The following is a 14,690-nucleotide window of genomic DNA, read 5'->3' on the forward strand; positions in this document are numbered from 1 at the left end:
AATGCCGGCACACCAGTGGCGGGGTGTCATCACCGAGTACGCCGACCGCCTGCCGGCCCACGTCGCCGAGAAGATCGTCACCCTGGGGGAGGGCGGCACGCCGCTCGTCGCGGCCCCCGCGCTCTCCGAGCGCACGGGTGCCGAGGTGTACGTCAAGGTCGAGGGCATGAACCCGACCGGTTCCTTCAAGGACCGGGGCATGACGACGGCGATGTCGGCGGCCGCCGGCCGCGGGGCGAAGGTCGTCGTGTGCGCCTCGACGGGTAACACCTCCGCGTCGGCGGCGGCATACGCGACCCGGGCGGGCATGACCTGCGCGGTGCTGGTGCCGGACGGCAAGATCGCGATGGGCAAGCTGAGCCAGGCGATCGCGCACGGCGCCGTGCTGCTGCAGGTGGACGGCAACTTCGACGACTGCCTCGTGGTGGCGCGCAAGCTGGCCGAGGCCTACCCGGTCGAGCTGGTCAACTCGGTCAACCCCGACCGCATCGAGGGGCAGAAGACCGGTGCCTTCGAGGTGGTCGACGCCCTCGGCGACGCTCCGGACATCCACGCGCTGCCGGTGGGCAACGCGGGCAACATCACGGCGTACTGGAAGGGCTACCGCGAGTACGCGGGCATCGCGACCAGCGACGAGGGCCCGGGTGCCGCGCCGCAGGCGGTGGCGACCCGCACCCCGGCGATGTGGGGCTTCCAGGCGGCGGGCGCCGCGCCCATCGTCAAGGGCCACCCGGTGGACCCGGAGACCGTGGCGACGGCTATCCGGATCGGCAACCCGGCCTCGTGGGCGCAGGCCGAGGCGGCGCGCGACGACTCCGGCGGCGTCATCGAGGCGGTGACCGACGAGGAGATCCTCGCCGCGCACCGGGTGCTCTCGGCCGACGTCGGGGTGTTCGTGGAGCCTGCCTCCGCGGCCGGCGTCGCGGGTCTGCTCGCCCGGGCGGAGCGCGGGCTGGTGCCGGCCGGCGCCCGGGTCGTCGTCACGGTGACGGGGCACGGCCTCAAGGACCCGCAGTGGGCCCTGCGGACGCCGGACGGCGGGGAGGTCACCCCGACCCGCGTCACGGCCGACGTCGTGTCGGTCGCCGACGCGCTCGGGCTGGAGTGAGATGAGGCTCGGCGCCGACCACGTGCTGGTCACCGTCCCCGCCACGAGCGCGAACCTCGGCCCCGGCTTCGACGCGATGGGCCTCGCGCTCGGCCTGCACGACGAGATCGAGGTCCAGCTCGTCGCGAGCGACGACGTCACGGTCGAGGTCGTCGGAGAGGGCGCCGGCGAGGTCCCCGACGGCGCGGACCACCTCGTGGTGCGGGCGCTGCAGCACACGTTGGAGGCGGCCGGGGCGCCGCTGACCGGGGTCCACCTGCGGTGCACGAACAGGATCCCGCACGGGCGTGGCCTGGGCTCCTCGGCGGCGGCCGTGGTCTCCGGGATCGTCGCGGCCCGGGGGCTGCTCGCCGACCCGCACGTCCTGGACGCCCGGACCATGCTGGGCATCGCCACCGCGTTCGAGGGGCACCCTGACAACGCCGCCCCTGCGCTGCGCGGCGGTGCGACGCTGGCCTGGTCGGGGGCGGACGGGCCGCGCGCGGTGGACCTCGAGGTCGACCCGCGGATCCGTGCGACGGTGCTGGTCCCCGACGTGCGACTGGCCACCAGCCGGGCCCGCGGTGTGCTGCCCGAGTACGTCCCGCACGCCGACGCCGCGTTCACGGCCGGGCGAGCGGCCCTGCTGGTCGAGGCCCTCGCCCGTCGCCCGGAGCTCCTGCTCGACGCGACCGAGGACCGGCTCCACCAGGACTACCGGGCCGAGGTGATGGCGTCGACGGCGGAGCTCGTGCGTGCGCTGCGGGCCGCGGGGCTGGCGGCGACCGTCTCGGGCGCCGGGCCGACGGTGCTCGTGCTCGCCGTCGCCGAGCAGCGGGCCGCGCTCGACGCGGTGCTGTCCGACCTGCTCGGAGACCTCGGCGGGGACCGGGTTGGGGGCACCGGCTGGCGGGTCGCCGACCTGGCGATCGACGGGACCGGGGCGACGTGCCGGAGCGTCGCGCAGGAGTGATAGCATGAATCAAGCCTTCGGGGTCGCGCTCGGATACGGGTTCGACGGCACCCACCCCACACTGCACCGCGTGATCGCGCGCGTCGTCGCAGTCCGAGGAGTGTCAGTTCGCGGCGGCAGCTCCAACGCCACCGACGTCCCGTGCAGAAGGCCGACAGCAACCTCGCCAGCCGACGTCGTCGTACCACTGACGTGAGGTTCCGCGTCCAGGCGCCCCCTGCGCCCGGACGCCCACCACCCCGGCCCGAGCGGTTCACACCGTCGGTCCGCATACGAGGGGGAAGGGTCCTTCGTGACGAACACCAACGACAACCTGAGCTCGATGAAGCTTGCCGAGCTCCAGGCACTGGCGTCCCAGATGGGCGTCAAGGGCACGAGCCGCATGCGCAAGGGAGACCTGGCAGAGACCATCCGTGCCCGACGCGGTGGTGCGGCAGCCCCGGCCACCGAGCAGCGCAGCGCGCAGAAGCCCCCCGCCGAGCAGCGCCCGACGGGTGACGCCGGGCGGACCGTGGAGCAGGCGTCGACCGCCGCCCCGGTCGCGGCGGCCGCGACGGACGCACCGACGGTGCGCACCGACGCCCCGGCCGAGTCCGGCCAGCGGCGTCGCCGCGCCACCCGGCCGACCGGCGGCGCCGGCGAGCAGCCTGGCGAGAGCGGCGCGGACCGGGAGGCCCGGCTCGCCGAGCTCGCCGACGCCGTGGCGGCCCCTCGTGAGCGCGGCCAGCGCCAGCGCGGTGACCGGCAGCCCGGCCAGAACGGCAACCAGGGCAACCAGGGCAACCAGAACGCACCGAAGAGCTCCGACCAGGGCGCCGACCTCGACGACCGCGGAGCGGGCGGGCGCGGCGGTGACCAGCAGGACCGCCAGCGCGGCGACCAGCAGGACCGCAACGGTTCGCGTCGCCGTCGGGGTCGTGACCGTGGTCGCGACCGCAAGCGCAACCGCGGCGGTCAGGGTGGCGGCCGCGGAGGCGCGCCCGACCTCGGCCCGGAAGAGGTCGAGGTCCGCGAGGACGACGTCCTGCTCCCCGTCGCCGGCATCCTCGACATCCTCGACAACTACGCCTTCGTGCGCACCAGCGGCTACCTGCCCGGGCCGAAGGACGTGTACGTCTCCCTGAACCAGGTCCGCAAGTCGGGCCTGCGCCGCGGCGACGCCGTCGTCGGGGCGATCCGTCAGCCGCGCGAGGGTGAGGAGCCGCCCAGCGGTGGCACCCAGACCGGCAAGAACGTGCGCAGCAAGTTCGCCGCGCTCGTGCGCCTGGACACGGTCAACGGCATGACGCCGGACGAGGCGCGCAAGCGTGCGGAGTTCAACAAGCTGACGCCGCTGTACCCGCAGGACCGCCTGCGTCTCGAGAACCCCGAGGCGACCCGGCTCACGCCGCGCGTCATCGACATCGTCGCGCCGATCGGCAAGGGCCAGCGCGGACTCATCGTCTCGCCCCCGAAGGCCGGCAAGACGATCATCATGCAGCAGATCGCCAACGCGATCACGGCCAACAACCCTGAGGTCCACCTCATGGTGGTGCTCGTGGACGAGCGGCCCGAAGAGGTCACCGACATGGAGCGGACCGTCAAGGGCGAGGTCATCGCCTCGACGTTCGACCGCCCCGCCTCGGACCACACGATCGTCGCCGAGCTGGCCATCGAGCGCGCCAAGCGCCTCGTCGAGCTGGGCCAGGACGTCGTCGTGCTGCTCGACTCCATCACCCGCCTGTCGCGTGCCTACAACCTGGCCGCGCCGGCGTCGGGCCGCATCCTCTCCGGTGGTGTGGACGCCGCGGCGCTCTACCCGCCGAAGAAGTTCTTCGGCGCCGCCCGGAACATCGAGGAGGGCGGCTCGCTGACCATCCTCGGCTCCGCGCTCGTCGAGACCGGCTCGAAGATGGACGAGGTGATCTTCGAGGAGTTCAAGGGCACCGGCAACATGGAGCTGCGCCTGTCCCGCAACCTCGCGGACAAGCGGATCTTCCCGGCCGTGGACGTCAATGCCTCCGGTACCCGCCGCGAGGAGATCCTGCTGTCGAAGGACGAGCTCGGGATCGTCTACAAGCTGCGTCGCGTCATGGGGGCGCTGGACCAGCAGCAGGCCATCGAGCTCCTGCTCGGCCAGCTCAAGAAGTCCAAGACCAACGTCGAGTTCCTCCTGCACGTCCAGAAGACCACCCCGTCGGGGCTGTCGGACGGCGACCCGGGCGAGACGATCTGATCCCACGTCACACCCGGGAACACCCCCGGGCGTGCACGCGTTCTGGCACAATGGTTCGTCGGTCGACCGGTTCACGGCTCGCGGTCCTGCGAGGCGACCCGGCGACATCACACCAAGGAGCATCATGAAGTCCGGTATCCACCCCGAGTACGTCGCGACCGAGGTCACCTGCACCTGCGGCAACACGTTCACCACGCGCAGCACCGAGAAGTCGGGCAAGATCGCCGCCGACGTCTGCAGCGCCTGCCACCCGTTCTACACGGGCAAGCAGAAGATCCTCGACACCGGTGGCCGCGTCGCCCGGTTCCAGGCTCGCTACGGCAAGAAGTAGCACCCACGCAGCGCCGGTGGTCCGCCCGACAACCTCTCCAGGGGCAGTCGGACGACGGACCACCGGCGCTGTCGTGTCTCCGCATCCCTCCACCCCTCCGCTGTGGGTATCGAATCGACGGACCTCTATCGATGGAGAACTGAAGATCTCATACCCACAACGATGACGAGACGAGACGACGTGACCGAGTCCTTCGCGGTGGCCGAGCCGCTGCTCGCCGAGCACGCCGACATCGAGCGCGAGCTCGCCGACCCCGCCGTGCACGCCGACGCCGCCCGCGCCCGGACCCTCGGGCGCCGGTACGCGGAGCTGAGCCGCGTCGTCGGTGCGTACCGGTCCTGGTCGGCGGCGCGGGACGACGTCGCCGCGGCGGCGGAGCTCATCGAGCTGTCGGGTGGCGACGCACCGGAGCTCGTGGCCGAGCTGCCGGCCATGGAGGAGTCGCTCGCCGAGGCGGCGGAACACCTGCGCCGGGTGCTCGTCCCGCGCGATCCCGACGACGGGCGGGACGTCATCCTGGAGATCAAGGCCGGGGAGGGCGGCGACGAGTCGGCCCTCTTCGCCGGGGACCTGCTGCGGATGTACCTGCGGTACGCCGAGCGCCACGGCTGGGCGACCCAGGTGCTGGAGTCCACGGCCACCGAGCTCGGCGGGTACAAGGACGTGCAGGTCGCCGTGAAGTCCCGGGGCGTGCCGCAGGACCCGGCCGACGGCGTGTGGGCGCACCTCAAGTACGAGGGCGGCGTCCACCGCGTGCAGCGGGTCCCCGTCACCGAGTCGCAAGGCCGCATCCACACGTCGGCCGCGGGCGTCCTGGTGTTCCCCGAGGTCGACGACCCCGGCGAGGTCGCGATCGAGCCGAACGACCTGCGCATCGACGTCTACCGCTCCTCCGGGCCGGGCGGGCAGTCCGTCAACACGACCGACTCGGCGGTGCGCATCACCCACCTGCCCACCGGGATCGTGGTGTCGATGCAGAACGAGAAGTCCCAGCTGCAGAACAAGGAGCAGGCGATGCGCGTCCTGCGGGCACGGCTGCTCGCCGCCCAGCAGGAGGAGGCGGCCGCCGCTGCCGCCGACATCCGCCGTTCGCAGATCCGGACCGTGGACCGCTCCGAACGCATCCGGACGTACAACTTCCCGGAGAACCGCATCGCGGACCACCGCACGGGGTACAAGGCGTACAACCTCGACCACGTGCTGGCGGGCGACCTGGACCCGGTGGTGCAGTCGGCGATCGACGCCGACGAGGCGGCCCGGCTCGCCGCCGCCGGCGATGCCTGAGCGCCCCGTGGAGCGGCTGTCCGCCGTCCTGGGCTCGGCGGTGAGCACGCTCGCCGACGCCGGTGTCCCGTCGCCACGGGTCGATGCCGAGATCCTGCTCGCCCACTCCCTCGGGGCCGACCGGGGCGAGGTGCGACGTCTCGTCGTGCTCGACGCGCCGCTCGACGCGCCGCTCGACGCGTCCCGCGGCGCCGGGTCCGACGGCGGTCCGGTGGCGGCCGTCGGATCCGCCGAACGTTTCGCCGGGCTCGTGGCCCGTCGTGCCCGTCGCGAGCCGCTGCAGCACCTGACCGGGACCGCGCCGTTCCGGCACCTGGAGCTCGCGGTGGGCCCGGGGGTCTTCGTGCCCCGGCCCGAGACCGAGGAGGTCGCCCAGGTGGCGATCGATGCGGCGGCGAGCGTGGTGCGCGACCGGGGGACCGCCGTCGTCGTCGACCTCTGCACGGGTTCGGGCGCCATCGCGCTGGCCGTCGCGACCGAGGTGGCGGGGTCGTCCGTGCATGCGGTCGAGCTGGACGCGGTCGCGCACTGCTGGGCCGCCCGCAACGTCGCGGCGCTCTCGCCTGCCGGAGCCGACGCCGTCGTGCGCCTCGTGCGGGGGGACGCCCGCACCGCGCTGGGCGACCTGGACGGGAGGGTCGACGTCGTGGTGTCCAACCCGCCGTACGTGCCGCCGGGAGCCGTGCCGCAGGACCCGGAGGTCGCGGACCACGACCCGCCCGTCGCGCTGTACGGGCTCGGGAGCGACGGGCTCGAGGTGCCCCGCGGGGTGGCGGCGGCCGCCCGGCGGCTGCTCCGGCCCGGCGGTGTGCTCGTCATGGAGCACGCCGAGGTGCAGGCCGCGGCGGCCCGCGCGATGGTGTCGCGCGCCGGGTTCGTCGACGTCAGCACCCGGGCGGACCTCACCGGGCGGCCGCGCATGACGGTCGGCCGAGCGCCGGACGATGCGTCGGGCGGTCCACGAACCGTGACAGACTGGGGCGTGTGAGCAGCGTGCACGACGTCACCGACGCGAACACCTGGGGTCCCGGCATCGACGAGGCGGTCAACACGATCTCCCGCGGCGGCCTGGTGGTCCTCCCGACCGACACCGTCTACGGCATCGGGGCCGACGCCTTCGACGCCGACGCGGTCGCCGCGCTCCTGGCGGCGAAGGGGAGGGGTCGGCAGATGCCACCCCCGGTCCTGGTGCCGGACGCGCGCACCCTCGACGGCCTGGCCACCGAGGTCCCCGACGCGGCGCGGGCGCTCGTCGAGGAGTTCTGGCCCGGCGGCTTCACCATCATCCTGCGCGCGCAGCCCTCGCTGCAGTGGGACCTGGGCGAGACGCACGGGACCGTGGCGCTGCGCATGCCCGACCACGAGGCGGCGCTCGCGCTGCTGCGTCGCACGGGTCCGCTCGCCGTCTCCAGCGCGAACCGGACGGGTCGGCCGGCGGCCCTCGAGGCGGCCGACGCCGTCGAGCAGCTCGGCGACGCCGTCGGGTGCTACCTCGACGGCGGGACGGCGCCCGGCGGCGTGGCCTCCACCATCGTCGACGCGACGGGGGAGCACCTGCGAGTGGTGCGTGACGGCGCGGTGTCCCTGGCGGAGCTCCGGGCGGTCGCGCCCGTGCTCGGGCGTGACGAGCAGGCGGACGAGCAGGCCGAGGGCCGGCCCGACGACCCGAGCGAGGTGCCCGGCGGGTGAGGGCCTACCTGCTGGTCATGCTCGTCGCCGCGGCGGTGACCTACCTGGCCACCCCCGGAGCTCGGTGGGTCGCCACCCGGACCAACGCGATCTCGGCGGTCCGCGCCCGCGACGTGCACGTGCTGCCGACGCCGCGCCTCGGCGGGCTGGCGATGCTCCTGGGGATCGTCGTCGCGGTGGTCCTCGCGGGCCAGATGCCGTTCCTCGACGACGCGGCCGGCGAGCCGCAGGTGATCGGGATCGTCGGGGGAGCGGTCATCGTGTGCCTGCTGGGGTGGGCCGACGACGTCTGGGACCTCGACTGGATGACGAAGCTCGCCGGACAGGTGCTCGCCGCCGGCTTCATGGCGTTCAACCAGGTCCAGCTCACGTCGCTGCCGACGCCGGGCGGTCTGACGATCCCGTCGGCGCGGCTGTCGCTGTTCGTCACGGTGCTCGTGGTGGTCGTCGCGATGAACGCCGTGAACTTCGTCGACGGGCTCGACGGCCTGGCGGCCGGGATCGTGGCGATCGGCGGGTCGGCGTTCTTCCTGTACACGTACTCGCTCACCACGCAGGCCAGCCCGACGGACTTCTCGAGCCTCGCCGCCATGATGACGGCCGTGCTCGTGGGCGTCTGCCTGGGGTTCCTGCCGCACAACTTCTACCCGTCCCACATCTTCATGGGCGACTCCGGGTCGATGGTGCTCGGGCTGGTCTTCGCCGGTGCCGCGATCTCCGTGACCGGGCGGATCGACCCGACCATCACTGACGCGCTCTCCGGGGCCCAGCGCGCCCCCCTGTTCATCCCGCTGCTGCTCCCGCTCGCCGTCGTGGTGCTGCCCCTGCTCGACATGACGATGGCGGTGGTGCGGCGGCTCGCCGCCGGCAAGTCGCCCATGGCCCCCGACCGGAGGCACCTGCACCACCGGATGCTCGCCCTCGGGCACTCGCACCGGCGTGCGGTCCTCATCCTCTACGTCTGGACGGCGGTGTTCGCGTTCGGTGCCGCGGCGTTCGTCCGCTGGCGCTGGCAGGTGGTCCTGGCGTGGCTGCTCGTCGCCGTCGTGGTCGCGTTGGTGCTCACGCTGGGCCCCCTGCGGACGCGGGGGCGCTTCCTCGACGACGACGTGGCCTCGGGGGCGCTGCCCACGGCGCACGCCGCGCACACCGCACCCACGGCGACGACGGCCCGACCGTCCGCCGCGAACCCGAAGGAGTCGGACCATGACCGCACAGTCTCCCGCCCCGGACAGCCCTGATGACGCTGCCGGTGCCGAACCGGCGCCGGGCGGACGTTCGTTCGACGAGGTCCAGGCGGGCGAGCGCGACATGCTGCGCCGTGCCATGCGGTGGACGCTCGTCCTGGTCGGCGCGCTCGTCGTGCTGGGCTCCGCGGTGGGTGCGCTGGTCGCGGGGACCGCTGGACTGTGGGGCGCTCTCGTGGGCGCGGGCCTCGCCGCGTTCTTCTGCGCCACGACCATCTGGTCGATGCAGCGCACGGTGGGCAAGCCCCCGACGGTGATGGCCGGGGTGGTCATGGGCGCCTGGTTGGCGAAGATCGTCGTGCTGGTGATCGTTCTGGCGGTGCTGAGGGGTGCCGACTTCTACGACCCCTACGTGCTCTTCGTCGTGCTGGCGATCGGGGCGATCGGTTCCGCGCTGCTCGACTACCAGGCGGTCAAGGGCGCGCGCATGCCGTACGTCCAGCCCTGACGTCCTGCGCGGCCGCTCGCGGTGGCCGCCGGTCGACCGCCGAGAAAGTGCGGTCGTTCACAAGGCGCAGGATTCCAGCCTCGGTTCGCCACGGATGTGTCGGAGCACGGCACAGCATCCGGTAGGCTGTACCCGAATCCATGACGGCCAGGTCCGACGGCGTGCCCACGACCGTGGGAGTGCCGAACGACCTTCGACCTCCGGGAGTCCTCCTGTTTACGTCAGCGACCCCCACGCTGCTCGCCGCCTCCGAGGGTGAGGGCGGCTTCCACGTGCCGTCCATCGACGAGTTCTTCCCGCCGGCGATCCTCTTCGAGGACACGATCTTCCAGATCGACCGGATCTGGATCATCCGCGTCCTCGCGGCGGTCGTGCTGCTGACGGTCTTCGTCGTCGCCGCCAAGCGGGCCAAGCTCGTGCCCGGTCGGTTCCAGGGCGCGATCGAGATGATCCTCGACTTCGTGCGGGTCCAGATCGCGGAGGAGATCCTCGGCAAGGCGAACGCCCGGCGCTTCGTCCCGATGCTGACGACGATCTTCCTGGCGATCCTCGTCTTCAACCTCACGGGTGTCATCCCGTTCCTCAACATGGCCGGGACTGCCCGGATCGGGCTCCCCCTGGTGCTCGCCCTGTGGGTCTTCGTCACCTACTGGTGGGTGGGCATCCGGCAGCACGGCCTCGGCGGGTACCTGAAGAACAACCTCTTCCCGCCCGGCATCCCGTGGCCGATCTACCTCATCGTGACGCCGATCGAGGCGCTGCAGATCCTCGTGGTCCGCCCGCTCTCGCTCGCGCTGCGACTCGCGGCCAACATGATCGCCGGGCACATCATGCTCGTCCTGTGCTTCGCGGCGACGCAGTTCTTCCTCCTCGAGGCGGCTCCGGCCCTCAAGGGGATCGGCGCGCTCACGCTCGCCGGTGGCTTCGCCATCACGCTGTTCGAGCTCCTGGTCGCGGCACTGCAGGCGTATATCTTCGCCCTGCTCGCCGCGGTCTACATCAGCCTCTCGCTGGAGGAGGAGCACTGACCTGCCGGTCGGCTCCTCGACTGAACACGCCCACCACCCACACAGACGCAAGTCAGCGACGTCGGACCGCCGGTCCGACGCCCAACGGAAGGAAACCCAGTGGACGTCACCACCCTCGCCGAGGTCACCGGTAACCTCAACGCTGTCGGCTACGGCCTCGCCGCGGTCGGCCCGGGCATCGGTCTCGGTATCCTCATCGGCAAGACGATCGAGGGCATGGCCCGTCAGCCCGAGGTCGCCGGCCAGCTCCGCGCCACCATGTTCCTCGGTGTCGCGTTCGTCGAGCTCCTCGCGCTCCTCGGCCTCGTCGCCGGCTTCCTGTTCCCGGCCGCGTGATGGCGGCGGCGCAGAACGCCGCCCCGGTCATCGTGGCGGCGGAGGGGACCGCGGAGGGCATCGACCTCTTCATCCCCGCCTGGTACGACATCATCTGGTCGTCGGTCGTCATGCTCGTCATCGCCGTCGTCTTCTACAAGTACGTGCTGCCGAAGTTCCAGGTCGTCCTGGACGAGCGCACGGCGAAGATCGAGGGCGGCCTCGCGAAGGCAGAGAAGGCGCAGGAGGAGGCCGCGGCTGCGCTGGCGGAGTACCACCAGCAGCTGGCCGAGGCCCGCGCCGAGGCCTCGAAGACCCGCGAGGAGGCGCGTGCCGAGGGCACGGCCATCGTCGCGGAGCTGAAGACGAAGGCCAACGAGGAGGCGGCGCGCATCGTCGAGACGGCGCACCGGCAGATCGAGGCCGAGCGTCAGTCCGCGGCGGTCTCGCTGCGGGCCGAGGTCGGCACGCTGGCCACCGAGCTGGCGTCGAAGATCGTCGGTGAGTCCCTCGAGGACACTGCCCGCCAGTCGCGTGTGGTCGACCGGTTCCTCGACGAGCTCGAGGCGGACCAGTCGGCGACGACGAGCGTCAAGGAGGGCTGATGCGAGGAACGAGCGGAGCATCGCTGGCGGCCGCCCAGGAGCGGTTCGAGCCGGTGCTGCGGTCTGCGGCCGGTGAGGCGATCACGCTCGGCGAGCAGCTGTTCGCCGTCGTGACCGCGCTCGACGGCTCGGGGGCGCTGCGCCGCTCGCTCGCGGACCCGTCGCGTGGCGGTGAGGACAAGGCGCGCGTCGTGTCGGCCGTGCTGGCCGACCGGTTCGACGAGCGTGTGGTCGACCTCGTGGCGGGCCTGGCCCGTGCGCGCTGGTCGAGCGACGCCGACCTGACCGACGCCGTCGAGCGGCTCGGTCTGGACGCCGTGCTCGCCGCCGCCGACTCTCGGGGCGCCCTCGAGACGGTGGAGGACGAGCTCTTCCGCCTCACGCGGACCCTGGTGGGTCAGCGCGAGGCGCGGCAGGCGCTGTCGGACGAGTCCGCCGCACCCGAGCGCCGCACGGCGCTCGTGGACGCCCTCGTCGAGGGCAAGGTCGACGAGGTCACCCTCGTGCTCGTCCGCCGCGCGACGACGACGCTGCGAGGACGGCGGTTCGTCCCGACGCTCACCTGGTACGGGGAGGTCGCGGCCGAGCGCCGTCGGCGCCTCGTCGCCACGGTGACGAGCGGCTCGGTCCTGACCGAGGCGCAGGAAGAGCGTCTCGCCGGGATCCTCGAGCGTGCCTACGGCCGTCCCGTGCAGCTCAACGTGACGGTCGACCCGGCCGTCGTGGGCGGGCTGCGTATCCAGGTCGGCGCTGACGTCGTCGACTCCACCGTGCTGTCCCGCCTGGCTGACGCCCGTCGCCGGCTGGCCGGCTGATCCATTCGACGCCCAGCCGGCCACCGGTCGGCGCAGATGAACGTTCGGTCGCGGACGCGGCCACGACAGGAGAAGAGCAATGGCTGAGCTGACGATCAGGCCGGAGGAGATCCGCGCCGCTCTGGACAGCTTCGTGAAGTCCTACGAGCCCGAGGGCGCGGTGACCGAGGAGGTCGGTCGCGTCACTTTCGCCGCCGACGGCATCGCCCGCGTCGAGGGTCTGCCCGGCGCGATGGCCAACGAGCTGCTCCGTTTCGAGGACGGCACGCTCGGCCTCGCGCTGAACCTGGACGTGCGCGAGATCGGCGTCGTGGTCCTCGGGGAGTTCACCGGCATCGAGGAGGGCCAGGAGGTCCGTCGTACGGGCGAGGTCCTGTCCGTCCCGGTCGGCGAGGGCTACCTGGGTCGCGTCGTCGACCCGCTGGGCAACCCGATCGACGGTCTCGGCGAGATCGAGACCGACGGGCGCCGTGCGCTCGAGCTGCAGGCGCCCGGCGTCATGCAGCGCAAGTCGGTCCACGAGCCGCTGCAGACGGGCATCAAGGCGATCGACTCGATGATCCCCGTGGGCCGCGGCCAGCGGCAGCTCATCATCGGCGACCGCCAGACCGGCAAGACGGCGATCGCGGTCGACACGATCATCAACCAGAAGGCCAACTGGGAGTCGGGCGACCCCACGAAGCAGGTTCGCTGCATCTACGTCGCCATCGGCCAGAAGGGCTCGACGATCGCCTCGGTGCGTGGCGCCCTCGAGGAGGCCGGCGCGCTCGAGTACACGACGATCGTCGCGGCCCCGGCGTCCGACCCGGCCGGTTTCAAGTACCTGGCCCCGTACACGGGCTCGGCCATCGGTCAGCACTGGATGTACGACGGCAAGCACGTCCTGATCATCTTCGACGACCTGTCGAAGCAGGCCGACGCCTACCGTGCCGTCTCGCTGCTGCTGCGCCGCCCGCCGGGCCGCGAGGCGTACCCCGGTGACGTCTTCTACCTGCACTCCCGCCTGCTCGAGCGTTGCGCGAAGCTCTCGGACGAGCTCGGTGCCGGTTCGATGACGGGGCTGCCGATCATCGAGACCAAGGCGAACGACGTGTCGGCCTTCATCCCGACCAACGTCATCTCGATCACCGACGGGCAGATCTTCCTGCAGTCCGACCTGTTCAACGCCGACCAGCGTCCCGCGGTCGACGTCGGCATCTCGGTCTCCCGAGTCGGCGGTGACGCCCAGGTCAAGGCCATGAAGAAGGTCTCCGGCACGCTGAAGCTCGAGCTGGCGCAGTACCGCTCGCTCGAGGCCTTCGCGATGTTCGCCTCCGACCTCGACGCGGCGTCCCGTGGCCAGCTCGCACGAGGTGCGGTGCTCATGGAGCTGCTCAAGCAGCCCCAGTACACCCCGTACCCCGTCGAGGAGCAGGTCGCGTCGATCTGGGCCGGCACCAAGGGCCGGCTCGACGACGTCCCGGTCCCGGACGTCAAGCGGTTCGAGTCCGAGCTCCTCGACCACCTCCGCCGGAACACCGACGTCTTCGACGCCATCGTGTCGTCCGGCAAGCTGGAGCAGGACACCGAGGACGCCCTCGCGGCCGCCGTCGACGACTTCCGCAACGGCTTCCTCAAGGGCGACGGCACCCCGCTGCTCGGTGGCGAGGACGCGGCCGCCGAGTCGGACGTCGAGCAGGAGCAGCTCGTCGTGCAGAAGAAGGCCTGATCGTATGGCCGGAGGATCCCAGCGCGTCTACAAGCAGCGGATCAAGTCGACGCAGTCGCTGAAGAAGATGTTCCGTGCGCAGGAGCTGATCGCGGCCTCCCGCATCAGCAAGGCGCGCGGTCGGACGGCGGCCGCGGCCCCGTACGAGCGGGCGATCACGCGGGCCGTGTCGGCCGTGGCCACGCACACCTCGACCGACCACCCGCTGACGAACGAGCGGCCGGACACCAACCGTGCCGCGGTGCTCGTCATCGCGTCGGACCGCGGCATGGCGGGGTCGTACTCGGCGTCGATCATCCGTGAGTCCGAGCGCCTCGTCGCCCAGCTCACGGCCGAGGGCAAGGACGTCACGATCTACGCCGCGGGCCGCCGCGCGATCTCCTTCTACCGCTACCGCGGGCGCGAACTCGCCGCCCAGTGGTCGTACGGCTCGGACAGCCCGCAGTCGGACACGGCCACGGAGATCGCGGACACCCTCCTCGGTGCGTTCCTCGCGCCGGTGGCCGAGGGTGGCGTGGGCGAGCTGCACGTCGTGTATACGCAGTTCGTCAACATGGTGACCCAGCGCCCGCGCGTCGTGCGGATGCTGCCGCTGGAGGTCGTCGAGGGCGTCGCCGTCCCCGGCGAGAACGAGGCGCTGCCGCTGTACGACTTCGAGCCGTCGCCCGAGCTGGTGCTCGACTCCCTGCTCCCGCGGTACGTGCGCAGCCGGATCTTCAGCTTCATGCTCGACGCCGCGGCCTCCGAGCTGGCCTCGCGCCAGCGCGCGATGCACACGGCGACGGACAACGCCGAGGACCTGATCCGTACCTACACGCGCCTGGCGAACCAGGCCCGCCAGGCGGACATCACCCAGGAGATCAGCGAGATCGTCTCGGGTGCTGACGCCCTCGCGGCGTCGTGACGACCACCCGCGCACGACGCCGTCGACCGACGAACTCACAC

The 14,690-nt window shown here is 72.1% G+C and carries 15 protein-coding genes; all 15 read left to right on the plus strand.

Annotation, left to right across the window (positions count from 1 at the left end; all coding sequences use genetic code 11):
• Window position 1: 1 nt before the first annotated feature.
• The 15 genes from thrC to AC3RJ8_RS05120 all read left to right on the plus strand — a co-directional run bounded on the left by thrC (window position 2) and on the right by AC3RJ8_RS05120 (window position 14,649).
• Complete coding sequence (gene thrC, locus AC3RJ8_RS05050; protein WP_489714843.1) at window positions 2–1,108, plus strand: threonine synthase; 1,107 nt, start codon at window positions 2–4, stop codon at window positions 1,106–1,108.
• Between the two features lies 1 nt (window position 1,109).
• Entirely contained in the window at window positions 1,110–2,060 is a 951-nt protein-coding gene (gene thrB, locus AC3RJ8_RS05055) for a homoserine kinase (RefSeq protein WP_489714844.1), read from the plus strand.
• A 322-nt stretch (window positions 2,061–2,382) separates the two neighbouring features.
• Complete coding sequence (gene rho / locus AC3RJ8_RS05060; protein ID WP_489715580.1) at window positions 2,383–4,275, plus strand: transcription termination factor Rho; 1,893 nt, start codon at window positions 2,383–2,385, stop codon at window positions 4,273–4,275.
• Window positions 4,276–4,399: 124 nt separating this feature from the next.
• Window positions 4,400–4,606: a 50S ribosomal protein L31 gene (rpmE, locus tag AC3RJ8_RS05065; RefSeq protein ID WP_407317058.1), complete on the plus strand. Its 207-nt coding sequence runs from the start codon at window positions 4,400–4,402 to the stop codon at window positions 4,604–4,606.
• Between the two features lie 162 nt (window positions 4,607–4,768).
• Window positions 4,769–5,890, plus strand: coding sequence for a peptide chain release factor 1 (prfA, locus tag AC3RJ8_RS05070; RefSeq protein ID WP_489714845.1), 1,122 nt, complete (start codon window positions 4,769–4,771; stop codon window positions 5,888–5,890).
• Window positions 5,883–6,878, plus strand: a complete 996-nt coding sequence (gene prmC / locus AC3RJ8_RS05075; RefSeq protein WP_489714846.1) for a peptide chain release factor N(5)-glutamine methyltransferase — start codon at window positions 5,883–5,885, stop codon at window positions 6,876–6,878. The genes prfA and prmC overlap by 8 nt, the downstream gene beginning before the upstream one ends.
• Window positions 6,879–6,883: 5 nt before the next feature.
• Window positions 6,884–7,579, plus strand: a complete 696-nt coding sequence (locus tag AC3RJ8_RS05080) for an L-threonylcarbamoyladenylate synthase (RefSeq protein ID WP_489715581.1) — start codon at window positions 6,884–6,886, stop codon at window positions 7,577–7,579.
• Entirely contained in the window at window positions 7,576–8,820 is a 1,245-nt protein-coding gene (locus tag AC3RJ8_RS05085) for a glycosyltransferase family 4 protein (RefSeq protein WP_489714847.1), read from the plus strand. The genes AC3RJ8_RS05080 and AC3RJ8_RS05085 overlap by 4 nt, the downstream gene beginning before the upstream one ends.
• Window positions 8,786–9,274, plus strand: a complete 489-nt coding sequence (locus AC3RJ8_RS05090) for a Cg1360 family ATP-synthase-associated protein (protein ID WP_489714848.1) — start codon at window positions 8,786–8,788, stop codon at window positions 9,272–9,274. The genes AC3RJ8_RS05085 and AC3RJ8_RS05090 overlap by 35 nt, the downstream gene beginning before the upstream one ends.
• A 140-nt stretch (window positions 9,275–9,414) precedes the next feature.
• Window positions 9,415–10,302, plus strand: a complete 888-nt coding sequence (gene atpB / locus AC3RJ8_RS05095; protein ID WP_489714849.1) for a F0F1 ATP synthase subunit A — start codon at window positions 9,415–9,417, stop codon at window positions 10,300–10,302.
• A gap of 99 nt (window positions 10,303–10,401) precedes the next feature.
• Window positions 10,402–10,638, plus strand: a complete 237-nt coding sequence (locus AC3RJ8_RS05100) for an ATP synthase F0 subunit C (protein WP_098464265.1) — start codon at window positions 10,402–10,404, stop codon at window positions 10,636–10,638.
• Entirely contained in the window at window positions 10,638–11,222 is a 585-nt protein-coding gene (locus AC3RJ8_RS05105) for a F0F1 ATP synthase subunit B (RefSeq protein WP_489714850.1), read from the plus strand. Before AC3RJ8_RS05100 ends, AC3RJ8_RS05105 begins: the two co-directional genes overlap by 1 nt.
• Window positions 11,222–12,037 carry a F0F1 ATP synthase subunit delta gene (locus AC3RJ8_RS05110; protein WP_489714851.1) on the plus strand — a complete coding sequence of 272 codons (816 nt, stop codon included), beginning with the start codon at window positions 11,222–11,224 and terminating at the stop codon, window positions 12,035–12,037. Before AC3RJ8_RS05105 ends, AC3RJ8_RS05110 begins: the two co-directional genes overlap by 1 nt.
• A 79-nt stretch (window positions 12,038–12,116) precedes the next feature.
• Window positions 12,117–13,745 carry a F0F1 ATP synthase subunit alpha gene (gene atpA, locus AC3RJ8_RS05115; protein ID WP_489714852.1) on the plus strand — a complete coding sequence of 543 codons (1,629 nt, stop codon included), beginning with the start codon at window positions 12,117–12,119 and terminating at the stop codon, window positions 13,743–13,745.
• 4 nt (window positions 13,746–13,749) lie between these two features.
• Window positions 13,750–14,649 (plus strand): F0F1 ATP synthase subunit gamma, encoded by a 900-nt coding sequence (locus tag AC3RJ8_RS05120; RefSeq protein WP_489714853.1) that lies wholly within the window; start codon window positions 13,750–13,752, stop codon window positions 14,647–14,649.
• Window positions 14,650–14,690 lie beyond the last annotated feature (41 nt).

It is taken from the genome of Isoptericola sp. MSGPD8_1_ISO-PGPR-S23-394 (assembly GCF_058072785.1).

Coding starts and splice junctions, on each gene's coding strand:
- rho (WP_489715580.1), top strand. CDS start 2,383: ATGAAGCTTGCCGAGCTCCAGGCACTGGCGTCCCAGATGGGCGTCAAG.
- AC3RJ8_RS05105 (WP_489714850.1), top strand. CDS start 10,638: ATGGCGGCGGCGCAGAACGCCGCCCCGGTCATCGTGGCGGCGGAGGGG.
- AC3RJ8_RS05110 (WP_489714851.1), top strand. CDS start 11,222: ATGCGAGGAACGAGCGGAGCATCGCTGGCGGCCGCCCAGGAGCGGTTC.
- rpmE (WP_407317058.1), top strand. CDS start 4,400: ATGAAGTCCGGTATCCACCCCGAGTACGTCGCGACCGAGGTCACCTGC.
- thrB (WP_489714844.1), top strand. CDS start 1,110: ATGAGGCTCGGCGCCGACCACGTGCTGGTCACCGTCCCCGCCACGAGC.
- AC3RJ8_RS05090 (WP_489714848.1), top strand. CDS start 8,786: ATGACCGCACAGTCTCCCGCCCCGGACAGCCCTGATGACGCTGCCGGT.
- atpB (WP_489714849.1), top strand. CDS start 9,415: ATGACGGCCAGGTCCGACGGCGTGCCCACGACCGTGGGAGTGCCGAAC.
- atpA (WP_489714852.1), top strand. CDS start 12,117: ATGGCTGAGCTGACGATCAGGCCGGAGGAGATCCGCGCCGCTCTGGAC.
- prmC (WP_489714846.1), top strand. CDS start 5,883: ATGCCTGAGCGCCCCGTGGAGCGGCTGTCCGCCGTCCTGGGCTCGGCG.
- thrC (WP_489714843.1), top strand. CDS start 2: ATGCCGGCACACCAGTGGCGGGGTGTCATCACCGAGTACGCCGACCGC.
- AC3RJ8_RS05120 (WP_489714853.1), top strand. CDS start 13,750: ATGGCCGGAGGATCCCAGCGCGTCTACAAGCAGCGGATCAAGTCGACG.
- prfA (WP_489714845.1), top strand. CDS start 4,769: ATGACGAGACGAGACGACGTGACCGAGTCCTTCGCGGTGGCCGAGCCG.